17 protein-coding genes, 2 pseudogenes and 3 riboswitches are annotated in these 23,920 nt (G+C 40.9%); of the genes and pseudogenes, 2 read left to right on the top strand and 17 right to left on the bottom strand.

Annotated elements, in window-relative coordinates; all coding sequences use genetic code 11:
• Positions 1-353 precede the first annotated feature (353 nt).
• The 7 genes and pseudogenes from A8F94_RS06960 to A8F94_RS06990 all read right to left on the bottom strand — a co-directional run.
• Positions 354-801, bottom strand: a pseudogene (locus A8F94_RS06960) (PTS sugar transporter subunit IIA); the annotation flags it as partial.
• Positions 783-1,028: pseudogene (locus A8F94_RS26495) on the bottom strand (hypothetical protein); the annotation flags it as partial. The pseudogenes A8F94_RS26495 and A8F94_RS06960, both read right to left, overlap by 19 nt.
• 193 nt (positions 1,029-1,221) lie before the next feature.
• Positions 1,222-2,553, bottom strand: coding sequence for an NCS2 family permease (locus A8F94_RS06970; RefSeq protein ID WP_066197598.1), 1,332 nt, complete (start codon positions 2,551-2,553; stop codon positions 1,222-1,224).
• Between the two features lie 119 nt (positions 2,554-2,672).
• A riboswitch (purine riboswitch) is annotated at positions 2,673-2,774 on the bottom strand.
• 94 nt (positions 2,775-2,868) lie between these two features.
• A complete protein-coding gene (gene guaA / locus A8F94_RS06975; protein WP_066197697.1) occupies positions 2,869-4,389 on the bottom strand; it encodes a glutamine-hydrolyzing GMP synthase in 1,521 nt (506 codons plus the stop codon).
• 162 nt (positions 4,390-4,551) lie between these two features.
• Positions 4,552-4,653, bottom strand: a riboswitch (purine riboswitch).
• 34 nt (positions 4,654-4,687) lie between these two features.
• Positions 4,688-6,895 carry a transglutaminase TgpA family protein gene (locus A8F94_RS06980; protein ID WP_066197604.1) on the bottom strand — a complete coding sequence of 736 codons (2,208 nt, stop codon included), beginning with the start codon at positions 6,893-6,895 and terminating at the stop codon, positions 4,688-4,690.
• On the bottom strand, positions 6,892-8,097 hold the full coding sequence (locus tag A8F94_RS06985; protein ID WP_066197611.1) for a DUF58 domain-containing protein: 1,206 nt from the start codon (positions 8,095-8,097) through the stop codon (positions 6,892-6,894). Before A8F94_RS06985 ends, A8F94_RS06980 begins: the two co-directional genes overlap by 4 nt.
• A complete protein-coding gene (locus tag A8F94_RS06990; RefSeq protein ID WP_066197614.1) occupies positions 8,098-9,054 on the bottom strand; it encodes an AAA family ATPase in 957 nt (318 codons plus the stop codon).
• 194 nt (positions 9,055-9,248) lie between these two features.
• Here A8F94_RS06990 and A8F94_RS06995 point away from each other — a divergent pair, with 194 nt between their 5' ends.
• Positions 9,249-9,716: a GNAT family N-acetyltransferase gene (locus A8F94_RS06995; protein WP_066197616.1), complete on the top strand. Its 468-nt coding sequence runs from the start codon at positions 9,249-9,251 to the stop codon at positions 9,714-9,716.
• A gap of 76 nt (positions 9,717-9,792) precedes the next feature.
• Positions 9,793-10,107 carry a hypothetical protein gene (locus A8F94_RS07000; RefSeq protein WP_066197620.1) on the top strand — a complete coding sequence of 105 codons (315 nt, stop codon included), beginning with the start codon at positions 9,793-9,795 and terminating at the stop codon, positions 10,105-10,107.
• 71 nt (positions 10,108-10,178) lie between these two features.
• Here the strand turns inward: A8F94_RS07000 and A8F94_RS07005 are convergent, their stop codons facing one another.
• The 10 genes from A8F94_RS07005 to A8F94_RS07050 all read right to left on the bottom strand — a co-directional run bounded on the left by A8F94_RS07005 (position 10,179) and on the right by A8F94_RS07050 (position 23,920).
• Positions 10,179-11,648 carry a UDP-N-acetylmuramoyl-L-alanyl-D-glutamate--2,6-diaminopimelate ligase gene (locus A8F94_RS07005; protein WP_077247595.1) on the bottom strand — a complete coding sequence of 490 codons (1,470 nt, stop codon included), beginning with the start codon at positions 11,646-11,648 and terminating at the stop codon, positions 10,179-10,181.
• Positions 11,649-11,949: 301 nt separating this feature from the next.
• The gene (locus A8F94_RS07010) at positions 11,950-12,327 is read right to left on the bottom strand and encodes a cupin domain-containing protein (RefSeq protein ID WP_217490905.1); all 378 of its coding nucleotides are present in this window, start codon (positions 12,325-12,327) and stop codon (positions 11,950-11,952) included.
• A gap of 255 nt (positions 12,328-12,582) precedes the next feature.
• The gene (locus tag A8F94_RS07015) at positions 12,583-14,229 is read right to left on the bottom strand and encodes an L-lactate permease (RefSeq protein WP_066197624.1); all 1,647 of its coding nucleotides are present in this window, start codon (positions 14,227-14,229) and stop codon (positions 12,583-12,585) included.
• 124 nt (positions 14,230-14,353) lie between these two features.
• Positions 14,354-15,322: a 2-hydroxyacid dehydrogenase family protein gene (locus A8F94_RS07020; RefSeq protein ID WP_066197626.1), complete on the bottom strand. Its 969-nt coding sequence runs from the start codon at positions 15,320-15,322 to the stop codon at positions 14,354-14,356.
• A 465-nt stretch (positions 15,323-15,787) separates the two neighbouring features.
• On the bottom strand, positions 15,788-16,747 hold the full coding sequence (locus tag A8F94_RS07025) for an ABC transporter permease (protein ID WP_066197630.1): 960 nt from the start codon (positions 16,745-16,747) through the stop codon (positions 15,788-15,790).
• Positions 16,747-17,898: an ABC transporter permease gene (locus tag A8F94_RS07030; RefSeq protein WP_066197633.1), complete on the bottom strand. Its 1,152-nt coding sequence runs from the start codon at positions 17,896-17,898 to the stop codon at positions 16,747-16,749. Before A8F94_RS07030 ends, A8F94_RS07025 begins: the two co-directional genes overlap by 1 nt.
• A complete protein-coding gene (locus A8F94_RS07035; RefSeq protein ID WP_066197639.1) occupies positions 17,891-19,423 on the bottom strand; it encodes an ABC transporter ATP-binding protein in 1,533 nt (510 codons plus the stop codon). The genes A8F94_RS07030 and A8F94_RS07035 overlap by 8 nt, the downstream gene beginning before the upstream one ends.
• A gap of 106 nt (positions 19,424-19,529) precedes the next feature.
• Positions 19,530-20,681, bottom strand: a complete 1,152-nt coding sequence (locus tag A8F94_RS07040; RefSeq protein ID WP_066197642.1) for a BMP family lipoprotein — start codon at positions 20,679-20,681, stop codon at positions 19,530-19,532.
• A 128-nt stretch (positions 20,682-20,809) separates the two neighbouring features.
• Positions 20,810-20,911, bottom strand: a riboswitch (purine riboswitch).
• Between the two features lie 395 nt (positions 20,912-21,306).
• Positions 21,307-22,842, bottom strand: a complete 1,536-nt coding sequence (locus tag A8F94_RS07045; RefSeq protein ID WP_066197645.1) for a glycine betaine uptake BCCT transporter — start codon at positions 22,840-22,842, stop codon at positions 21,307-21,309.
• Between the two features lie 625 nt (positions 22,843-23,467).
• Positions 23,468-23,920 carry an OsmC family protein gene (locus A8F94_RS07050; protein ID WP_066197648.1) on the bottom strand — a complete coding sequence of 151 codons (453 nt, stop codon included), beginning with the start codon at positions 23,918-23,920 and terminating at the stop codon, positions 23,468-23,470.

Consider the following 23,920-nt stretch of genomic DNA (forward strand, 5'->3'; position numbering starts at 1 on the left):
ATCATATTATTGTTTGTTGACGCTTGTTTGTTTAGTTTTCAAGGAACAATCTTTCAGAACAACTATATCAATATAGCATTCTGTCGTTTCTTTGTCAACAACTTTCTTTTATAAACTTGCTTTGTTAAGAAAGTTATTTTTCGAAACAACTTTTCTAATATAACACCATTACGAATAGCTGTCAACAATCAATTTTCATAAATGAAACTGAAAGTAAAAAACACTTTCCGCTGGTGTTTAACTATAATATCACCATAACCAATCTACCGTCAACCAATATCCACTCCGGTCCCGCTGCCTATTTTTACCAATCTTTAAAAGCAGACCTCTATTAAAGAGGCCTGTCATCTTGGTTACTTTTTAAAACCAACAATTCCTTCTTCACCTTGTTGAGCGGAACCAAGCTTTTCTATTGAAATACTTTCCCCGTCCTGAAGATTAATAAAAACGATTGGAGTTATAACTGAGTTGCGTTACTTCTTATAAATTCAATATCAAAATTCAAAAGAGGCTGGCCTTTTTTGACAACAGCATTCTCTTCCACCAACGTTTCAAAACCTTGCCCCTTTAAATTTACAGTGTCAATTCCAACATTGATGAGTATCTCTCTCCCAGCATCGGACAATATTCCGATTGCATGCTTTGTCGGAAATAGGTTAATGATTTTGCCATCAACAGGGGATACCACAAGACCTTCAGCCGGTTCAATCGCAAAACCATCTCCCATCATCTTTCCCGCAACACTTGGTCTGGGACATCAGTTATCGGCTTTAGTTCTCCTTTTAATGGAGAAACGATTCCGGTATCAACCAATTCATCACCATTCTCATCAGTGGAACTTTCTCTTTTATTAAATTCAATCGCGAAAATGATATGCCTTTGCAAATCATCTTTAAGGAATGGCAGAAGATTAATATAGCTTTTTGTTCCTTTCCATTTTTTAAACAAATACTTTCTCTGCAAGCAAGGGGGTCAAGGAGCTCGTTGGCTTTACGATTAAAACCAATCCCTTTTCCAATTAGGACAACCTCTCAATAGTCCGGATCTTCTGCTATAAGTACATTGTTGTTAAGAATCTTGCCTATTGACAAGCTAGCCACGGAGACTGCACCTGCTTTTCTACATTGTTAACTTAACTGTTAAAGACCCTTAAATAATAGTCAAATAACAAAGCCCGTAAAAAAGAAAAGGACCGGCTCAGAAGGCCGATCCTTTAAAGAACTATTCGGTCAAGAATATAAAGTATAGAAGGAAAATAGCAAAGAACAAATACATAATCGGATGAATGTCTTTCCTTTTCCCGGCAACAAGCATTGTGATCGGATAGAAAATGAACCCAGCGGCAATCCCTGTTGCAATACTCGATGAAAGTGGCATAGTAATAATCGTTAAAAAGGAAGGAACAGCAATCTCAAAACGGTTCCAGTCTATTTTCCCTAAGTTTGAAACCATCAGCACCCCGACAATGACTAATGCTGGTGCAGTAACCGGTGATGTAACGACAGAAAGCAGCGGGAAGAAAAATAACGATAAAATGAAACACGCTGCAGTAACGAGAGCCGCCAGCCCTGACCTTGCCCCAGCCGCAACTCCAGCTGTCGATTCAACATAGGATGTCGTTGTTGATGTCCCAAAGACTGAACCTACTAATGAAGCGACCGAATCCGCAAAAAGGGCCCGGCCAGCACGAGGCAGTTTGTTATCTTTCATTAATCCTGCCTGGTTTGCAACAGCTACCAAAGTTCCCGCGTTATCAAAGAAGTCCACAAATAGGAAAGTCAGGATAATACCGAGCATCGTAGAAGTGTAGAATGAAGCATCATTAAAGGATGAGAACAATGCGCCGAAGGTTGGTTCAATACTAGGTACCGCACCAACGACCGCTGTAGGCATTTTAATAAGGCCAAAAATAATACCAATAATAACCGTAATGACAATCCCATAAAAAACTGCTCCGTTAATTTTCCTGGTCATCATCATGACAGTAACCAATAAACCGAAAATAGCTAACAAGGTATTACCCGAGGTAAGATCCCCAAGCCCCACTAATGTTGCATCGTTATTTACAATAATCCCTGCATTTTTCAAACCAATAAAGGTTATAAACAAGCCAATTCCGGCCCCAACTGCATATTTTAATTCAACTGGTATAGCGTTAATCAGCTTCTCACGCCAGCCAGATAAAGTTAATAGAAGAAAAAACACACTTGAAATAAAAACCGCCGCCAAGGCATGCTGCCATGGTGCACCATGTCCAAGGACGACCGAATATGCAAAGAATGCGTTCAATCCCATACCAGGCGCCAATGCTATTGGATATTTTCCAATCAGCCCCATGATAATAGAGCCAACCGCAGCCGCCAGTGCTGTCGCTACGAAGACCGCCCCATGGTTCATGCGCATTGCTTCAGGCAAGCCATCCACATTGGCAAGCGTCAATGTCAGCGGGTTGACAATCAAGATATATGCCATTGCAAGAAAGGTCGTAATGCCGCCTACTACTTCCCTGCGGTAGTTGGTGCCTAGTTCTTCAAACATGAAGTACTTTTTCATCCTAAAATCCCCCTATTTTTATTTTAGGCATAGTCTGCCCAGTTCAGATACAAAAAACGCCCCTGGCTTAAAACCGCCGGGACGCTGACAAAGGCAAATATAAATGCAGCCTTAGGGGCAGCAACTTATAATTACCTCGTAGTCAAGCTATTTACGGCAGCTTGGTAGAGACTTCCGGGCCATATCCCCGATTTTATACGAAGCAAAACTATATAAAATAATCAGTACGTTGACATTTTATCAGCTAACCCGCGTCGACGTCAACAAAAAATACGAACAATTTTTAATAAAAATTAAAAATTGTTCGTATGAATCCTATTCCCATTCAATTGTTGCGGGTGGCTTGCTTGTGATATCGTAAACAACTCTGTTAACATGCGGCACTTCGTTAACTATCCGGGTTGAAATGGTTTCAAGGACATCCCAAGGGATTCTTGCCCAATCAGAGGTCATTCCATCGATACTTGTAACCGCACGAATGCCAATTGTGTAATCATAGGTTCTGGCATCCCCCATAACTCCGACACTGCGGATATTCGGAAGCACAGTAAAGTATTGCCAGATTTCCCGTTCCAAGCCGGCTTTTCTAACTTCCTCACGTAAAATCGCATCTGATTCACGTACAATTTCAAGCTTATCTTCGGTGATTTCCCCAAGAACACGGATCCCAAGGCCCGGACCAGGGAATGGCTGCCTCCAAACGATTTCATCCGGGATACCCAGCTCTGTCCCAAGCGCGCGAACTTCATCCTTAAAGAGGGTATTTAACGGCTCAATCAACTGGAACTGCATATCCTCAGGAAGTCCGCCCACGTTGTGGTGAGATTTGATTGTCTGGGCTGTTGCTGTCCCGCTTTCAATAATATCAGTATAAAGGGTGCCTTGAGCCAGATAGTCGATTCCTTCGAGTTTGCTGGCTTCATCATCAAAAACATAGATAAACTCGTTACCAATAATTTTTCGCTTCTGCTCCGGATCGGATACTCCCCGGAGCTTTTCCATAAAGCGGTCGCGGGCATCCACTTTAATGACATTCATTTGGAATCCATCGGCAAATGTCTGTACGACCTGCTCGGCTTCTCCCTTGCGCAAAAGCCCATGGTCAACGAAAATGCATGTAAGTTGGTCGCCGATTGCCTTATGAATAAGCACTGCCACAACGGATGAATCAACGCCGCCACTAAGGGCGCATAATACCTTTTTATCCCCGACTGTCTGGCGTATTTTTTCCATCTCAAATTCAATGAAGTTCTCCATCGACCATGTCCCGCTGCAGCCGCAGATACCAATCACGAAATTTTTCAACAGCTCATTGCCATGTACTGAATGGCGTACTTCCGGATGGAATTGGACTCCGTATAGCTTTCTGTCCTCATCGCTCATTGATGAAATTGGACAGGACGGACTGTCAGCATCCGCCGTAAAACCGGCAGGGACTTCTGTAACAAGGTCACCATGGCTCATCCAGACAACTTGGCTTTCAGGCAGTCCGCTAAACAGACGGCTCTCACGATTGACTGCGATAGCAGCCTTGCCATATTCACGGTTCTTCGCTTTTTCAACTTTGCCACCAAAATGAACAGCCATTAATTGCATACCATAGCATATGCCTAAAACCGGAAGGTCGAGATCAAAGATGCGTTCATCGCACCGGAAAGAATTCTCATCGTAAACACTATTCGGGCCTCCGGAAAGGATAATACCTTTTGGATTCATTGCTCTAATTTCTTCGGCTGTCAATGTATGGGGATGAAGCTCACTATATACGCCGAATTCCCTGATTCGCCTTGTGATGAGTTGATTATATTGGCTCCCGAAATCAAGAACTACAATCATTTCCTGGTCCAAATTTGCGCTATTCACATTCACTTTATCCACCTCAACTTTAGTATGTACACAAAAACAGGCAGAACACACCCTGATTAACTATAAAAAAACCGGAACCCTGTCCCTCTTTAAAAAGAAAAAGAAGGCAGAATTCCGGTCACCGGTAACAGGACATGAAATTACTGCCTTCATAGTCAGGCCATTTACGGCGGCCCGGTAGAGACTTTCGATCCATATTATCGAGGATATATGAAGGTTCGTACGGATTCAATTATCTATACTATTCTAGCTACCCTTATTCATTGGGTCAAGAGATAGTTTTTTTAATTAAATTTTCCCACAATTGCTTCGTTTCCTCCCATGTTCCTTCCGGTATTTCCCGCTTGTATAAGTATTGTTCATAATACGCTGTCAGTTTGCCCATTTCCCTTGAAGAAAAGAAGCTGTCGATATAACCGGCATAGTTCCTAAGAGTCTGTCCTTCCTTCCTCTTAAGCCCATATCTTCCCAGCTGCCTAAGCAGAGCCAGGTAAGCCTTTGAAAACTGGTCATCTTTATTTCCGAACTTAAATCGGTAAACAAGATAGTAAGGAAGCCATTTGTTCCGTTTGTTATAAATATACAGGGCTGCTGCTGCTATTACCAGTAAACCCGCCGCAATCCATTTCCACTGATTCTCGACGAACGTCCTCGCTTCCTCTAATGGACTAGCAACACTGCTTCGTTGCTGGGCAATGGGATCATTTTCCTCCAGTCGGTCCAACTGATTATTCGGGTTGGTTTGATTAGGAGTTGGAGTAGAATCCGGAGTAGTCCCCGGCTGATTGGCATCAGTACTCCTGTCAATCTGGATGCTGTTTGAAAATCCTTTCGTAGGCTCGAGTGGAATCCAGCCTAGGTTCGGTAGATATACCTCAACCCATGAGTGCGCATTGTTATTTGTTATTTCAAACATGCGTCCTTGTTTATCAAACGTCTTTATTTCCCCCTCTGTATACCCCTTCACCCAGCGTGCAGGGATGCCTATGCTCCTTAACATCACAGTCATTGAGGTTGAGAAGTTATCGCAATATCCTTTCTTAGTCTCAAACAAAAACTGATCCACATAATCCTGTTCCTTGCCGGGAACAGCTACGTCTTTTTGATCATAAGTAAATCCATTGCTGTCAAAATAGTTCTCAATCAATTTTGCCTGGTCATACCAATTGTCTGCCTTTCCGGCAATGCTCTGGGCAAGCTCCCTCACTCTTTCAGGAAGCGAGTCGGGAAGCTGGGTATAGCGCTCCAGAAATGCAGGGCTAAGCCCTTTGCTATCGGAACTATCTGCCTGCCTCAAATCTTCCATCTTAAAGGCGGGGATATCGTAGGTAAAAGAGAAATTATCCAGCAGCAACGGCCGTCCTTGATCCATAGAAAGAATTTTCTCAGAGACCGGATCCATTGCATAGGTCACACCGGGATCGGTGTGAATTTGCTTAACCGTCGCGGGATATGCAATATGAGGATACTTTAAATACATGAATACATCGGCTTTTTCTTCTTCTTTTTTCACAGTGTCAGGGTATCCTTCCAATGGGACGGCTTCCTCTTGTGTAAACTCATGGGAATCAGCTCCACTGTCTGAAAGAACCCACCCTTTGCCAGTATAGACATCTTTTGATTCAACTTTCCAATAATGCCTGCTTTCAGCCTTTGCCCTAAACACGATTGTGTCGTCAGGCAAGAATGGTCCGCCAAGCCTGGAATCGTTCGTTCCATAACCAATTCGGGAAACTCCTCCAGAGCCATCTCCGCTATCGGGGTTAAATGATTTCAAGAACGGGACGGGATCAGGCCAAATCGGCTCCGCTTTTGGTGCTGCGTATCCGACTGCTGTACTGAAGAAAATCATGACTGCGAGCGGTACCATCCATTTCCGGGCAAGAGAAGAGCCCCCGCCAAGCTTCCCCTCAGCCAAAAGGCGGGAATATGTGAGAATCCCCATTACCAGAAAGCCCGCGGCAACTATCCTGACTATTGCTCCATCTCCCTTGAAATTCGTAAACGTATCAAGTACCGTAATATAAATGACTGTCATCAAGAAAAAAACAAAAATCCGGCGTTTGTTCAGGAGCCAGTACTGGATAAGATACACCATCAGCCAAAGGAGAAGGAAGAACATCAATGTCCTGAAGCTGTTGGAAAGCTGTTGAAAATCCCGGCTCATGATTAAGCCTAGGTTCATTTTTATATCAGTAAAAAACTGCCCCCACCATTCAAACTTAAAAAAACCTCCTGCAAAATAAAACCTGTAGATGGCATAGCACATGTAAAATATTTTGATAAAGAATTGCATCGACCCAGGAAGTTTGAATAAGGGCCCGGCAAACGATAGGAGCAGAAAGATTAAAAAGACTTCAATTTGTTCGGTGTCAGTCAACTCCTGGACAGGCCTTAGCCACTCCCAAATAAGCAGAAAACCAAGTCCATAAAGAATCATCGTTGTTAAGTCCCTGGCTGGTGCATTTGTGTTCATCGCAGGCTCACCTCCGAGAAGGCTGATTCAAATTGATGCTCATGGACCATGATCACCCTTACCCCACGTGCGTTCGCCATTGATTTTAGGGAAAGTTCTTCATTGGTTGGCGACTCTTTTTCACTTTTTATAAGAAAAATAGTAACCGTTCCTTTCCTTTGTCCAATAAAACTTGCCCGTTCAATGAGTGCTTTAGAAAGAGTTGATGTCACGATCTTCATTGTTACATTCTGTCCGGCATAAAACATTTCGGCCTCAAGCACTTTATCAATGGGTACACTGCATACCGGCTGAATTTTGGCTAGATGATAAAAAATTTGCTGCAGATGGGCTTCTCCTCCCCGAATCGGAAAGGATGCACGCTCTTTACTCACCGTAAGGAGGCCAGCCTGTGCCCCTTTTTTCAAAATTGCTCTAGTAATGGATGCAGAAAATGATACAATTCCTTCAAACCGGTTATCCGGTGCACAATCCATGACAATCATGACATCGTGTGATTGCCGTTGCTCAAATTCCTTCGTCATAATATCATTGCGCTTTGCACTTGCCTTCCAGTTAATCCATGAAAAACGGTCACCAGGCTGATAATCACGGACACCGATTGCCATCGTTGTATCCCGCTGGACTCTTTCCCTTGAGGCCGTCATACCCTGATCGTAATGATTTTCAAACGGACGATAAATCATTTCTGTATAAGAAGGGTATACAATAATTTTACTTTCGGACTCAATAGTCCGCTCCTTTTCAATCATTCCCAGCAGGTCGCCCGTTTTGAGTTTAAATGACTGAAAAAAATGTTCTCCACGAGGCAAATCCTCGATCGAGTATTCAAACATAATTTCTTTTTGGAACCCGGGAAACAACAAGGCTTTTTTTGAAGGAATTCTTAACGATTCACTTACCTGTTCCTCGGCCAGCAGATAAAATAATGGGAAGGAATTGGCTCGCTTCAGGATAGTCCGAACCGTCAACGGTTCACCAGCATTGTACTCGTGCTTTGGCAAATGCCGCTCAATTTCAATCTCCATGACCGGATAAAAAGAAACAGCCAAAGAATAGATGGCAAATGGCAGAAAACTATAGAATAGAAACCAGCTGACAAATCCGCCCTGAAACATCGCGTAACAAAAAGCCAAAATGAGTAGAAAGACTAGGATGGCAAATTTCCAAGTTTGTTTTATAGATGCCAGCTTTCCCTTCATTTATTTCACAAGCCTTTGAACCGGAACCGGCACCCTTGCGACAATCCGGTTAATAATTTCTTCTGCTGTAATCCCTTCGAATTTAGCTTCAGATTTCAATATCAACCGGTGGGACAGTACAAATGGTGCGAGATATTGTACATCATCCGGAAGTACATAATCGCGTCCAGAGACGAAGGCATAAGCCTGTGCTGCTTTCATCAAACCTATTGACCCGCGGGGGCTGGCACCAAGGTAGACATTTTCGTGGATCCTTGTCCTGTTTGAAATATCCACTATGTAACGTTTGACCGTTTCATCAACAAACACATTTTTAATTTCCTTTTGGAGATCTCTTAACTCTTCCAGGCTAACTACTGGCTCAAGCTCATCAATTGGCGGGGTGTTTTGAGCCCGATTCAGTACCTCCATTTCTTCATTGATTTCAGGATAGCCCATTTTCATTTTAAGAAGGAAACGATCGAGCTGTGCTTCAGGCAGTGGGTAGGTTCCCTCATATTCAATTGGATTCTGTGTAGCCATAACAAAAAAGGGCTTTTCAAGTCGATGTGTGACCCCGTCAATCGTCACACTTTGTTCCTCCATTGCTTCAAGCAGGGCAGATTGGGTTTTCGGAGATGTCCGGTTTATTTCGTCTGCAAGAATGATATTTCCCATAATCGGTCCGGGGAGGAATTGAAATTCCATCTCCTTTGGATTATAAATAGAAATCCCAGTTACATCAGAAGGAAGCAGGTCGGGGGTGAATTGAATCCTTCTAAATGACGCACCAACTGATTTCGCAAGCGAGCGGACCATCATTGTTTTCCCTACTCCAGGAACATCTTCCAGCAATACATGCCCTTCAGCAAGAAGCGCTACCAAGCTGAGTTCAGCTACCTTCCGCTTGCCAGTCATAACTTTCTCGATATTTAATAAAATTTTGTTAATATTAAGATTCATTGTTTCATGCAGCATCTTTTTCCTCCCGCTTTCTAGTAATTGAAAATCCAGAACTCTTATAGTAAGTTTAACATACATATAAAATTCTATAAATTCTGTAAAATACCTGTAATCCAAAAAAATAACAAAAAATCAGGTTATTAATAGACGATTATTTCTGGTAAAAAGTTTCAATTTTAAAAATTTATTTTTAAATGGAGTGTCCCAAGATGCAGCTGCGCAGTGTAGATATGAATGAACAACTCGCAAAGGAAATAATTAATTGGAGATATGAACCTCCCTATGATTTGTATAACGGTGATGGATCTCAAGAAGGGATACAGGAGCTGCTTGAAACTCCCTACTATGCTTTAGTTGACATAAAAGGGGGACTTATTGGGTTCTATTGCATGGGGGCATCGGCACAGGTGCCGGCTGGAAGAGAGCTTGGGGCTTATCCAGAAGGGTATATAGATGTTGGACTGGGTATGAACCCCAGCTTAACAGGTAAAGGCCGCGGCCGGTCCTTTTTTTCATACATTCTTAAAAATCTGGAGTTACATGGCAAACCATTTCGCCTAACCGTCGCATCTTTCAATAAAAGGGCAGCCCGCCTTTACGAAACGTTTGGATTCCAGGAGGCCTGCCGGTTTTACCGGGGCCCTATCGAATATATTGTCATGACGAAACTTCTTTAGGTTTTTGCTAAAAAAGCGAAACTATTTAAATAGGCTTAACGTAATACTTATACGGATTAAGAAAGGGGTCGGAAACATGAATAATACTTCTACAACCTTGAAATGGGTTTCAGGCGGATTGGAATTTTTGCTGGGGGTACCACTGTTGGGCGCGTTCATCGTTATTTCAACTGGTTATTCCGCATTGTTTTTCATGGCCATTCTTCATATCGTGACAATCGTTTTTGCGTCCAGGGAAAACGAGCCTAAGGGAGGAAACATCCTGGGGCTCATTACCTCTCTAATTGCCTGGATTCCCTTCGTTGGCATGTTTATGCATATGGTTTCAGCAATTGTCATCCTGATTGATGCCTATCGCTCTCAAAACAGAACCGCGCGCCAAAGCTGGTAAGGAAAGAGTCACATATCGGGAATCCTTTTTTGACAAAAAGACAGCTGATCCGCTCAGCTGTCTTTAAATGTTTAACCATTAATTGGCTCGACTATCTTTCCTTCGGTAAGGAAGTAATAAATTGTGTCTATGTCGCTTTTTGTTTTATACGTATACTCGTCTTTGTAAGGTTCCGGGCCTTTACCAGTTATAATGAGCCCATCGCCTTGTCCCAATGAACCCATGGCATGAGCAATTGCTTCTGTACGGTCCTCGATGACAGTAATGTTTTGATACGGTTTGCTTAGTTCCTTTAACTCCTCGACCATCTGCTCCTTATCTACTCCATTTAAATCATCGAGAGTTAAAAACACATGGCTGCAGATTGCCTGACTGATTTTCACCATTTCTTCCCGCTTCGTAGGATCCCGCCTGCCCCGAAAACCAAAAATATGATAAAGATTATTTTCCACACAGTGGCTTGCAGTTTCAAGAGCATGAATTAACCCATCAGGTGTATGGGCATAATCCACAATGGCTCTTGCACCCAAGGGAAGGTCAACTTGCTCAAACCTTCCAGGAACTCCTTGGAAGCACTCCAAAGCACGAATAATTTGCTGGGGTGTTAATCCTATTGCCCTCGCACAAATATAACTTCCCAAGGCATTGTAAACATTATGCTTTCCTGGAATCCTCATAGTAAGACTATACTCTTGTCCGTTATCGTCTATGACCAAACACAATGTTGGAACAGTCATAAACGACTTAAGGTAAATGGCTTCTTTCTTATTGCTGTTGCCGTATGATATCGAGGGCACCTTTTCGGCAGCCAGCTCCTCAGCCATTCTTTCGCCCCAGGGAGTGTAGGCTCCAATTATGCCCTTTCCTCCAGTTTTCAGGCATTTAAATATTTTTTTCTTCGCCTGAAAATACTCTTCAAAATCGGAATGATAATCCATATGCTCATGGCTTAAATTTGTGAAAATAGCGTAGTCAAGCATTGGGCCTGCCAAGCGGAACTGGTCCAGGCCATGTGAGGACACTTCCATTATAATAAATTCATCCTTGCTTTCATGAATCATTTTTTGAAGAGATACCGCATCTGGTGTAGTTAGACTGGATTCATGTCTGCTTCCATTAAAAACATACTCCACCGTCCCCAGAAGAGAGGATGTTTTCCCATTGAAAGACAAGATATGGTGAAGAAGATAAGCTGTTGAGGTTTTTCCATTTGTTCCGGTAATGCCAACAATTATATGTTTATTTTGGGGATGTCCATAAAAGGTATTCGCCAAAACGGAAACGATTTGCCTTGAATTATGTACTTTGTAATACGGGACAGGCAGGCTATCAAGTTCTTGTTCACCAATTACGGCGGCGGCGCCGTTTTCAATCGCCGAATCAATATAAACATGCCCATCCTTATCGTGTCCCTTAATGGCTACGAATAGATTACCCTTTTTAATTTTCCTTGAGTCAGACTCAATCCCGTTAACTACTATCGTTTCATCATTACAGGATAGTCCTACCCGGCGAAGTAATTCACTTAAAGTAATCTGCATCTTCAATTCCCCATTATCATCCTTTTGATCTTTAGTATTTTTCTTATTCTGATAAATTATCACAAAATCACTATACACAAAAAAGGATAAGGAATTAAACAAAGGGGGAGCGGAATGAACAAAATAGTCTTAAATACCCTTTACCTATCCAGATTATGTTAGTAGAAACGGACACTTTTTTACTACCCATGAACCTTAAGCCCAATGCCAATTATGTAACTGAGAAGGCTTTAGCAAACAATAAAATGGCTGCCCCGAAACTAACGGGACAGCCTGTTTTTATTTTATTCTTTTTAGTGTTTTAATACCTGATTACGTCCATTGGCATCGGGCCTGCTACACCGATAAAAATGAAGCGCTCATCTCCAGTATTTTTCATCCCATGATGCTCTCCTGCTCTGGAGATAATCATGTCCCCTTTTTTAATTTCAACTTCTTCACCGTTCCCAGGATAGAAAACCCCTGTTCCCTGGATACAAATCCAAAAATCATCTGCTTTCGAATGTGAATGATTGAAGCAAGTCTGACCAGGTTCAATGCCCCAAATAACAGCAGACGTTTTATCTGTTTCATAGATTAACGTCCTTTTCCCTGCCTCTGAATCAAATTGGAGCACTTCATCAATTTTGAAAAGCCTGCCATCCATCATGCTTTTTTCCTTAGTTGCCATAGTGGCCATTTAAGTTAACCCCTTTCATTATACTTTTATATTTTTGATATAAGAGGAACTTATAAGTTTTGCCCTTTAATTTTCGCTACAGGCGCTTGGCTTTCCGTGGGGCGTGCGGTGAGCCTCCTCGGCGCATGCGCCTGTGGGGTCTCACCTGTCACGCTGCTCCCACAGGAGTCTTCGCGCCTTCCACTTCAATTAAATTAAGATTCTATAGTTCCTCTTATATAATTTAAATTGGCAACGCATGTTCTGAAACCTTGACTAAATTTTAGGTAATGTTCCTGGAAGAAGATAGGCCTGAATGAGAATAATGACAATAACCAGTGCTACGAGCATGAGTGAATACTTGATCGTCTGGCGGAAGATTTCGTTTTCCCTGCCTGCAAGCCCAACCGCACCGGCGGCGACCGCTATCGATTGAGGTGAAATCAGTTTTCCCATAATAGCGCCTGTCATATTAGCCGAGATGGTCAACAGCGGATTTAACTGAAGGTATTCAGCTGTAACCTGCTGCATTTTACCGAATAGGGCAGCAGATGAAGTAACGGAACCAGTCAGGAATACCCCAAGCCAGCCCAGGATTGGCGAGAAGATGATAAAGATTTTTCCTGTTTCAACAAACGCAAGACCAAGTGTGAAAGATAGGCCAGAGTAATTAGACAAATAGGCGAGGCCTAGAACCGATGCAATGGTTATAAGTGAGAATTTAAGCTGATTTACAGTTTCCCCAAGAACCTTTACAGCGGTTCCTGGCTTGATTCTCAGGATGAAAATTGAAACGATGGCAGTTAGCATCAATGCTGTGCCGGCAGCTGAGAAATAATCCCAACGATATCCTGCCGCATAAACTTCTGCTTGCTTAACAATTGGTGCTGCTTTGTAGACAACTCCGCCAAGACCAGGCCAGTTGTCAATACTTACGAACCATTTCAGATCGTTTAAAACCCAATTTTTGAAGCTAGGCGTACCCCAAACAGTCATAACACCCATTAGAATATAGAATGGCGACCAGGCATGAATAATTTCCCCAGCTGAATATTTCTTCTGTTCCCCTGAAGTTGTTTCTTTTTCATCAGGGAACCGGTATATCGTTTTAGGTTTCCAGACTCTTGTAAAGGCAGCAAGAGCCAGCAGGGAGATAACGGAAGAAATTATACTTGGCAAAATTGGTCCCATATATTTCGTAATAAAGTAGAATGGGATGGCAAAGCCAATGCCTGCAACAAGTGCAGCAGGGAGGACCTCAACCGTTTTCTTCCAGCCTACCATTACGAACAACATAAAAATCGGGATGATAATTGAGATGAAGGTAACCTGGGTGCCTACCGCATGAGAGATTACCTTTTCATCAATGCCTGTTACAGAAGACATCATAATGGTTGGTGTTCCGACTGGCCCGAAAGGCACTGGCGGGACGTTTGCGACAAGGCTGATTACTGCAGCCTTCAAAGGATTAAATCCCAGCCCAATCAGCATAGCAGCAGCTATTGCTACTGGTGCCCCCTGGCCGGCAACTCCTTCAAGAAAGGAAGAAAAGCAGAATGCGATTACAAGTGCCTGAATTCTTCTGTCATCGGAAATCGATGAAATTGAACTTTTAACAATATCAAACTTTCCCGATTTCACTGTAAGGTTGTATAGGAACACCGCAGCAATGATGATCCAGCCAATCGGGAAAAGCCCATTCACCATTCCAAGCAGGGTGGCCGAGATTGCTGCGGTGAACGGCATTTTATAAACAAGAATAACCGTAACTAATGCAATTAATAATGTAAGTAATCCTGCTATATGGCCCTTCATGCGTTTAAATGCCAATGCCCATATCAGGAAAAAAATCGGTATGGCTACGACAAAGGCAGTAAGAACGATGTTATCGCCAAGAGCTGCATAATTTTGAGTCCATTGCATAATGGGTTACACCTTTCTTTCACAATTGGTCTATAAACGATATAAAACGAAAACTTTGTGAAATACTGAACAATCTTAGGGAAAAGAAGCAGGCAGAACAAGCTGCCTGTCTCTTTACCGATAATTACTTTGCGTCTACTCCGTTAACCACATATAAAGGAGCCTCGTCGTTTAATACCTTTTTGATGTTGCCTGCAGCCATTTCAGCCATCGAGTCACGGGCTTCAAATGTTGCATTGCCGATATGCGGAGTCAGAACAACATTTTTTAGCTTTTTCAAGCCTTCGCCAATTTCCGGCTCGAATTCGAAGACGTCAAGAGCTGCGCCTTCAATCACTTTTTCCTCAAGAGCCTTGATTAAGGATGCCTCTTCGACAATCGGACCGCGTGCGCAGTTGATCAGGTAGGCAGTTGGTTTCATCATTTCAAATTGCTTTGTACTGAACATATGCTTCATGCTTGGATTGTAAGCACAATTTAATGTAATAAAGTCTGAAGATGCGAGCAGTTCCTCAAATGAAACATAGGTAGCACCCAGTGCCTCTTCCACCTCAGGGCTCTGCTGTCTAATATCGCTGTATAGAACCCTCATATCGAAACCGCGTGCACGCTTTGCTACTGCCTGGCCAATCTGGCCAAAACCAATAATACCAATTGTTTTGCCTGAAACTTCACGCCCACGGAAATAAAGAGGTGCCCAGCCATTAAAGCCTACAGTCCGGCACACTTCATCTCCTTCAGCAATTCTTCTTGCTGCAGCAAGTACGAGGGCAAATGTCAGTTCAGCAGTAGATGCTGTTGAAGCAATCGGTGTGTTAGTAACAGGAATACCTTTTGAAGCAGCATATTCAAAATCGATATTATTAAAACCAGCACCGTAGTTGGCAATGATTTTAAGATTTGGTGCCTGGTCAATAATTTCCTTACTTACAGGAGTAGAAAGAAGACTTAAAAGCGCGTCCTTGTCTTTAATGCGATCTTTCAATTCCGCCTCTGAAATCAATTCCTCAACAGGAAAGATTTCTACCTCATGATCTTCAAGAAGCTCTAGCCCAATTTTCGGAATTTCTCCAGCAACTAAAATTTTTGCCATGTTGTACACCTCTTCTGTATTTTTGAACTACTTTCCTGCCTGCTTATCATTAAGCAGGCGAGTTGTCAGCGAAATATTGTGAAATATTTCACAAGTTCTACTATTATATTACTGTAGTAATTTTTTGAATTCAACTAGATTGGCAATGATTTCATTTATTTGTCATAATTGACGGAATTTTGTCAGTTTATGTTCGATTTATTTTAAAAGCTTCAATACATAATGTTCAAACAAAAAAATCCACTCCCCTATTTGAAAGGAAGTGGTTATAGCTTTTGAAACATATAAAGCAACAATAGAATGAATCAGGTTTTCCCCATTCTGTTGATTGGAGCGGAAGACACGAAGACTCGTTCGAAAATGGAGCGGAAATCAACAGTAATGTTAATTAATTTAGATTTTTTCATATAATAAAGACTTTTCGTTTACTATATTTATAAAGCTTATTCATTCCAACGTGTTCAATTATCTTTTTCCTTTGTCATAAATTTCACCCAACGCCCTTGGTGCGCGGTTTGATTTAGAGAAAAAGATTAATAACAATAACGTTATTACATACGGCAAAATCATGAATAAATCAGTGTAACTGCTTGGCAATGCCATTGACTGGGCAATAAACGCTCCCCCGGATTTTGCAAAACCAAATAATAAACAGGCGGCTAACGTAGGGAGAATCCTCCAATTGCCAAAAATTAATGCAGCAATTGCCAAGAATCCATATCCCATATAAATATTTGATGAAAAGTTGGCTGAAATGGAGTAAGCAAAACACATACCGCCCAGACCTGCCAACAGGCCCGATATCAGAACCGCCGAAAATCTAATTTTTGATACATCTACACCTGCAGCATCCACTGCATGGGGATTTTCCCCGGCTGCTCTTAAGCGCATGCCAAATTTTGTTTTATATAAAAGGTACCAGGCAAAAATGGCAATCACGATGATGATTACTTGGAACGGATACACATTCGTAAAGACTGCACCAATCACTGGTATATCGGCTAAACCTTCAATCGTAAACCGCTCCGAAACACCCAAACGAAACTTGTCCGAAGCCGATCCGAATACGAGTGCATTTATTTGTGTCGTTAAGAAAGTCGTTAATGCCAAAGCCAAAATATTAATTACAACACCGCTGATAACTTGGTCTGCCTTAAACTTAATACTTAGTACAGCATGGATAATCGAAAACGACATCCCGCCAATCATGGAAAACAGGAACGCAACATAAACGAGTTCTTGAATATCAGTGCCAGAAGCATTTGCGATTAAAACTGCAGACAGCGCTCCGATGAATGCCCCAAAGCCTTGAAAGCCTTCAAGCGCCAAATTGGTAATACCACTCTTTTCACTGTATATACCGCCTATCGCAATAATAAAAAGAGGCAGAGCAAAGGATAATCCATCAATAATTACTGTATCCATTATGATTCATTCTCCTTTCGATCCACTTCTTTATCCTTCAAGCGGCGGAGTTTATATTTCAAATATTCACCACATGCACTAAACAATAGGATTAACCCGATGATAACAGAAGAAATTTCTTGTCTAATTCCAGCCTGTGAGCTCATATATGTGCTTCCCTGATCAATAATTGAGACTAAAAATGATGAAAAAATAACGCCAATTGGATGAGAGTTTCCTAATAGTGATACAGCAATCGAATCAAAACCGATACTTGATAGAACCTTTGGCTGGATGGAAGAAAAGTAACCTAAATAGTACGTGACCCCTGCAAGGCCAGCCAGACCACCTGACATAACCATGGCGAGGACTGTATTTCTCCCAACATTAATTCCTGCATACTTTGCTGCATTCCGATTTGAACCCACCGCTTTAATTTCAAAACCAACCACTGTTTTGTCCATGACAAATTTAATTAAAATGGCGGTAATGATGGCTAAAATAAAGCCTAATGGAATGTCCATTTTCAGGTTGGCTATCTCGATATTTACTAAAGTCAACCTTGCTGCTTCTTCAATATACTTGGATTGTCTTGATACAGGATCAATATAATACATGTGAATAAAAAAGCTTATTACATATTGAGCAATATAATTTAACATAATCGTCGATACGACTTCATTAATGTTAAATTTATATTTTAGCCAGCCTACTAATCCTCCCATTAATCCCCCCGCGACGATTCCGATTACCAGCACAAGCGGCTTGGCAATTATGGCATCTAAGCCACTGTACCCGACGATAATCGTCGCTAAAAAACCAGAGGCTAGCATTTGGCCGGAAACACCAATATTAAATAGGCCTGCCCTGAATGCAACAGCCACTGCAAGGCTTGCAAACACAAGCGGCGTCATCGCATTTAGCAGACTCAAAAAATCAGTCACTATGCTCTTATAGCCAGCATAAGAAGGTTTGGGCATGATTCCTGCCCCTTGGAGCAGATTGTAAAATGCCTGTAAAGGATTTTTGCCAATCAACAAAATAACAATGGCCGCAGCAATAAAACTTAATAGGATGGAGACTATTGGAATTGAGATATGCTGCCATTTCTCATTGCTTATTGGCCGAAGAAGACTATAACGCAAGCTTTTTCTTTTACTATCTTTATTCATGCTTTGCCCCCATCATATATTCGCCAACTTCATTCGTTGTTAACGATTCACTGCTGGCTATTTTTTGAAATTGGCCATTATAGATAACACCAATGGTATCTGCTACATTCATAATTTCATCCAGCTCCAATGAAACGAGCAAAATTGCTTTTCCTTTATCCCGTTCTTCAATGATCATTTTATGAATATTTTCAATCGCGCCAATATCGACTCCTCGTGTTGGCTGGACGAAAATCATCAACGGCGATTGTAATTCGATTTCACGAGCAATAATTGCCTTTTGCTGATTACCACCACTCATCGATCGAACTTGAGTCTTAATCCCTTGTCCACTTCGAATATCATATTTATCAATCAATTTGCTGCCAAATTGGTCAATTTCGTCTTTATTCAGGATTCCCTTACTGCAAAAAGGCTCCTGATAGTACTGTTTTAATGCTAAGTTTGTTGATAAATCAAAATCCAATACAAGTCCAAATCTTTGTCGGTCTTCAGGTATATAAGATATTCCAATTTCTGTTCTGTTTCTTATACTTTCATTCGTAATGTCCTTACCTTGGAGGAACACTTTTCCGCTACTAACCTTTGTTAATCCGGCAATCGCATCTGCTATTTCAACTTGCCCATTATCTGCCACTCCAGCAATAGCAAATATTTCGCCACTATGGATGGTAAAGGAAACATCTTTTACTACTTCAAATCCATCTTCATTATTAATGGTTAAGTTTTCTACCTTCAATACTTCCTCTTTCATTATTGCAGGGGCTTTATCTGATTCAAAATTTACTTCCCGGCCGACCATGAGCCTGGCCATTTGTTGGGTAGATGTTTCTTTTACATTCAACACGCCAACTAATTTGCCTTTGTTCAAAACAGCACATCGATCGGCTACTTTCTTAATTTCTTCCAACTTATGTGTAATTAAGATGATTGTCTTTCCACCGTTTCGCAGACCTTCGATAATATCAAGCAGGAACTCAATTTCTTGAGGTGTCAAAACTGCGGTCGGTTCATCGAAAATAAGAATTTCCGCCTCACGATAAAGCACCTTTAAAATTTCCACCCGTTGCTGCATGGAAACAGTAAGATCGTCTATTTTTTTCGTAGGATCTACTTCCAGGCCGAAGTTTTTGGATAATTCTTCAATTTTACGATTAGCATTTCGAATATCAACATATGGAAAAAGACCTGCCAATTTTTTAATTGGCTCAACTCCCAAAATAATATTCTCTGTAATCGTATAATCGGAAACAAGCTTAAAATGCTGATGGACCATCCCTATATTAAGCTTTGCAGCATGATTGGGTGAGCTAATTTGAACCTTCTCTCCCCGGATATAAATTTCTCCTGCATCCGGTTCATACATTCCGCCCAGCATACTCATCAAAGTCGATTTACCTGCACCATTTTCCCCAAGCAAGGCAAAAATTTCTCCCTTTTTAATGCCAAGGGATACATCATCATTTGCCACTATGCCTGGGAATCGTTTGGTTATATGTTTCATTTCTACAATATAATCGGACATCTTTTTTCTCCTTTACCAGGAAAGTAAGGTAAAAGAAGTTCATCACCCCCTGGGGTTCAGGGAATGATAAACTTCTGCTGTCATTTCAAAAATTACTATTTGAATGTTATAGACCAGGGAACTTTTCTGGAGTATGGCCATTGAAGTTGGAAGCAGGTACGATTGTGCCATCCTGTACCAACTTATAAGCCTCATTCATTTTAGCAAGTGTGTCCTCTGATAATTGGTGGCGGCCTTCTTCACTAATAAATCCAGTTGAATCTGTATCTGCATGAAGAACAACGTTTCCACCTTTAAAGCTTCCATCCGCAACAGAATTTAATGTCTTTTCGATATTCATGCTCATGAATTTTACTGCAGATGTTAAAACAATATTCTCAGAACCATTTTTACCGTCATCAAATTGGTCAACATCGACACCAATTACTTTTACGTCGTCTTTAGCTTCCTTAACTGCTGTGAATACACCATTACCAGTTCCGCCAGCTGCAACAAAAATGATATCTGCACCTTGTTTAATTAATGCATTTCCGATTACCTTTCCAGTTGCTTCATCCGCGAACGAACCTGCATAGTTACCGCCAACATCATTACCTTCTACATCAGTTCCTGCATACCCTGATAATTCAACAAGTTCTACATCTTTGCCAAAAACTTTATTAGCATAGTTTACACCTGATTCAAAGCCATATTGATAGTTGACGTTTGAAGGATATGCAATGCCATTTACAACCGCTACTTTATTTGACTTTGTTTCAAGTGCTGCAGCCATTCCTGCAAAAAATCCACTTTCTTGTTCAGCGAAATTCATAGCATAGATATTATCGAATTCTTTTTGGTCACCAACTGGTGCAGGCTCAGAGTCATTTAAAATAAACATTTTATCAGGATTTTCTACAGCAATACTGGAAACTCCAGCAAATTGAAATCCAGGTGTTACGATGACATCATAATCTGCCACAATATCAGCAACAGCTTGAACAGCCGCAGCAGGATCACCTGTTTCTTCTTTAATCGCCTTTACTGTTGCATTTGGATGCTTGTCAATAAAGCTCAAAATACCGTTATAGTTATCTTCATTAAAGCTGCCATCATCAACGCCTGAAGGGCTTGTTACAATGGCAATTTTTAACCCATCTTTATCTGTTCCAGCCTTAGCTTCTTTTTCATTGGCTGAATTATTTCCGCATGCTGCCATAACAACAGTTAGTAAAGCAATGAATAATACCAATGCTAGTTTCTTTGTACCTTTAGTCATTAAATGACCCTCCTCTGATAGTCTTGTTGATTGTCATTCTCGTAAAAATTAAAAAAAGCACCGAGTAATATACCGGTGCTTGACTTCAGGAAGGTAAATGATGGAAATGAACATAAGTATATTCCCATACATAATATACACAACCTCGTAGTCAAGCTATTTACGGCAGCTTGGTAGAAACTTTCGGGCCATATCCCCAATATTATACGAGAATAATATTTAATTTTTACTTTCCCATAGTAGCATCGAAATATTAAACCGTCAACAAAACATGAATACTTTTTTAAAACCAACCTTTATTATTCGGAAATAATGAAAGGATGCTATTAATTGGCTTCATGTTCAATCCGATACATAGTCTTCATTTAAAATAGAATCAGGGGTAACTATTATCAATGGTCTTCTACCTAAGAAGTTTACCAAAAATTTTAGTAAAAATTTATTAATCAAACGTTTGATTAAAGTGCCATAAAAGCAGACGTGGCTTGAACTGAGCATTAGTAAAAGGGAATTTATCCCTTGTTATATATGGAATAAAAAGGATTTGGAAAAAGGATAAAAAAGAGGCTTCTTAAAAGTTGGGTCAACTTTTAAGAAACCTGCATTAAAGTACCCATATATTTGTTTACTGCTTTAGAGTCTCCTCCTTTTTCTTACGTGGTTTTGGTTTGAGATACAACCCAAGCTCTTCTTTCTCTTTAACTAAAGAGCGATAAAGCGAAATCATCATTAGAATAATGATAAACGAGAATGGGAAGGCCACACCGATTAATGTATTTTGCAAAGCTTGTAATCCACCACTATATAAAAGAACTAAAGCTACAAGTGACTGCGCAATGCCCCACGTAACTTTTACACTATTTGGTGGCGTAAGTGATCCATATGTTGTTTGCATGCCAAGTACAAATGTTGCTGAGTCAGCAGACGTAATAAAAAAGATACCAACAAGCGCAATAGCTATAATAGATAGAATGTTCGTCCAAGGTAATTCATTAAAAATGGCAAATAAAACCTCTTCAGTAGCTAGCTGGGATAAATCAGCACTTACAGCTTTTTGAACCTCGATTGCTGTTGTACCAAACACAGCAAACCATATAAAGCTAACGATAGCTGGAAGTAATAAAACTCCAATGACGAATTCCCGTATTGTTCTGCCTCTTGATACACGGGCGATAAAAATACCTACAAATGGCGCCCATGAAATCCACCATGCCCAATAAAATATAGTCCAGCTATTTATCCAAGAGCGGTGCTCTTCATTAAATGGTGCAATACGGAAACTCATTTGAACGATATTTTGAATGTAGCCGCCAAGTGAATCCGTAAACATGTTCAAGATGAGGATTGTAGGTCCTGCGATAAAAATTAGGATTAATAATCCTAGTGCTATATACATATTAGCATTACTTAAAATTTTGATTCCTTTTGCTAACCCAGTTGATGCTGAAATAGTAAAAAGAACAGTAACAACAGCAACAATGATAAATTGAACGGTAAAGTTATTTGGTATTCCAAATAAATAGGATAGTCCTCCATTAATTTGTGCTGCACCAAATCCCAGAGTTGACGCAACTCCAACAACTGTAGCAACAACAGCAAATACATCAATAACTGTTCCCAGGTTACCTTCCATCGCTTTTTTCCCTAAGACAGGCTTTAATGTAGCGGAAATGAGACCAGGTTCTCCCTTTCGAAAATTGAAGTATGCCAGCGATAATGCTACGATGGCGTAAATCCCCCATGCGTGAATACCCCAGTGGAAAAAGGTGTATCTCATAGCCTCTTTATTGGCTTCGGCTGTGCCTGCCTCAGCGAGTGGAGGATTCATGAAGTGCGAAAGGGGTTCTGCCGCTCCCCAGAACACAAGGCCAATCCCCATCCCTGCACTAAATAACATTGCAAACCAAGATGCTTTTGAAAACTCAGGCTTCTCATCAGGTTTTCCTAATTTTATTGCCCCAACAGGGCTGAAAATGAGGAAAACACAAAAGACTACAATGATTGTAACCAAAATTAGATAATACCAGCCAAAGGTTGACGTAAGAAATACTTGTAGATTTGCGGTTGCTTCTTCAAAACTATTTGGTGCAGCTACACCAAAAATAACTGCTACTAAAATAACTGCAACCGATATCCAAAAAACATTTGATATTTTCTTCATCAAAACTTCCCTTCTTATTCTATGCATAAATTTTTTTGCCTATAATCGCAAAAATAACGAACCTTTTTATCCTATAATATTTTTCAATCCAAACCAATAAATATGATTTTCGCCAAAATTATCGATAACGTTAATATTATGGAAGTCTTCACCAGTCCCCTCCACAAAAACATTATTCTAATTTGATTCGGAAAAACCAGATACTTTAAGTGCAATCGTTTTCCGCCTTACTCCCGTTGTTATACTCCTATTAACTTTTTTACTATTTTTAAACCTAAAAAAATTTGATTTAAATGACTTAAATCAAATGACCACTAAACCGACCTTTAGAATTACGGCTATTTTGAGGATAGGAAACTTGATAACACGATATATACGTTTCCTCTCATGGCATGGGGAACAATAAGTTTTCTTACCGAGAGGAAAAAAAAACGGGGCAAGCAACCTTATAAGAATGAATAGTTTCATGTAACGAAAAAAATGAAAAAGAAGCTTCCCACAAGTTTGCTCATCTTATGGAAAGCTTCTATTAAATTCCCCTATATATTGCTTTTATCTTACTAAGAACCCACTCATATCAAATGGAGTAATTGTCAGTCTTACATTATGCTGATCATACTGCAACTTATGCTTTAACAGTCGCTTTTACCCACTGATTTTCAATCGGAATTCCCGCGTCTTTAATGGTCCTAAAGACTGGGCAGCGCAAATCAACGGCAGTACGCATCTCATCGATTCTCTCTTGGGATTCCGATGTTTCAACAGCAGCTTTAATGATTACTTTTTGGAAATATGGCTTTACGTCCAAGTTCCCCATCAAACCGCTAATATCAAGGTCACCTTCTGCTTCAAACGAAATCCCTTGGAGGTCAAAGTCCATTTCCTTGGCGATGATTTGAGCCATGACGTTTTCACAGCCAATCAGTGATGCCAAAAAAGTTGAAAGTGGATCCATGGCAGAATCCTGCCCACCCATTGAAACAGGTTCATCAATGGCAATTTTGTGCTTGCCTGCCACTGAATCGGTTCTCATTCCATTTCCGATTCCTTCAATTCTTACCTTCATTTGCTGTCCCAT

This window comes from Bacillus sp. FJAT-27225 (assembly GCF_001685025.1).
GTDB lineage: Bacteria > Bacillota > Bacilli > Bacillales > Cytobacillaceae > Bacillus_D.

Excerpts from the sequence above, each read along its gene's own strand:
- A8F94_RS06970 (WP_066197598.1), bottom strand. The coding sequence starts at position 2,553 with ATGAAAAAGTACTTCATGTTTGAAGAACTAGGCACCAACTACCGCAGG.
- guaA (WP_066197697.1), bottom strand. The coding sequence starts at position 4,389 with ATGATTGTAGTTCTTGATTTCGGGAGCCAATATAATCAACTCATCACA.
- A8F94_RS06980 (WP_066197604.1), bottom strand. The coding sequence starts at position 6,895 with ATGAACACAAATGCACCAGCCAGGGACTTAACAACGATGATTCTTTAT.
- A8F94_RS06985 (WP_066197611.1), bottom strand. The coding sequence starts at position 8,097 with ATGAAGGGAAAGCTGGCATCTATAAAACAAACTTGGAAATTTGCCATC.
- A8F94_RS06990 (WP_066197614.1), bottom strand. The coding sequence starts at position 9,054 with ATGCTGCATGAAACAATGAATCTTAATATTAACAAAATTTTATTAAAT.
- A8F94_RS06995 (WP_066197616.1), top strand. The coding sequence starts at position 9,249 with ATGCAGCTGCGCAGTGTAGATATGAATGAACAACTCGCAAAGGAAATA.
- A8F94_RS07000 (WP_066197620.1), top strand. The coding sequence starts at position 9,793 with ATGAATAATACTTCTACAACCTTGAAATGGGTTTCAGGCGGATTGGAA.
- A8F94_RS07005 (WP_077247595.1), bottom strand. The coding sequence starts at position 11,648 with ATGCAGATTACTTTAAGTGAATTACTTCGCCGGGTAGGACTATCCTGT.
- A8F94_RS07010 (WP_217490905.1), bottom strand. The coding sequence starts at position 12,327 with ATGGCCACTATGGCAACTAAGGAAAAAAGCATGATGGATGGCAGGCTT.
- A8F94_RS07015 (WP_066197624.1), bottom strand. The coding sequence starts at position 14,229 with ATGCAATGGACTCAAAATTATGCAGCTCTTGGCGATAACATCGTTCTT.
- A8F94_RS07020 (WP_066197626.1), bottom strand. The coding sequence starts at position 15,322 with ATGGCAAAAATTTTAGTTGCTGGAGAAATTCCGAAAATTGGGCTAGAG.
- A8F94_RS07025 (WP_066197630.1), bottom strand. The coding sequence starts at position 16,747 with ATGGATACAGTAATTATTGATGGATTATCCTTTGCTCTGCCTCTTTTT.
- A8F94_RS07030 (WP_066197633.1), bottom strand. The coding sequence starts at position 17,898 with ATGAATAAAGATAGTAAAAGAAAAAGCTTGCGTTATAGTCTTCTTCGG.
- A8F94_RS07035 (WP_066197639.1), bottom strand. The coding sequence starts at position 19,423 with ATGTCCGATTATATTGTAGAAATGAAACATATAACCAAACGATTCCCA.
- A8F94_RS07040 (WP_066197642.1), bottom strand. The coding sequence starts at position 20,681 with ATGACTAAAGGTACAAAGAAACTAGCATTGGTATTATTCATTGCTTTA.
- A8F94_RS07045 (WP_066197645.1), bottom strand. The coding sequence starts at position 22,842 with ATGAAGAAAATATCAAATGTTTTTTGGATATCGGTTGCAGTTATTTTA.
- A8F94_RS07050 (WP_066197648.1), bottom strand. The coding sequence starts at position 23,920 with ATGGGACAGCAAATGAAGGTAAGAATTGAAGGAATCGGAAATGGAATG.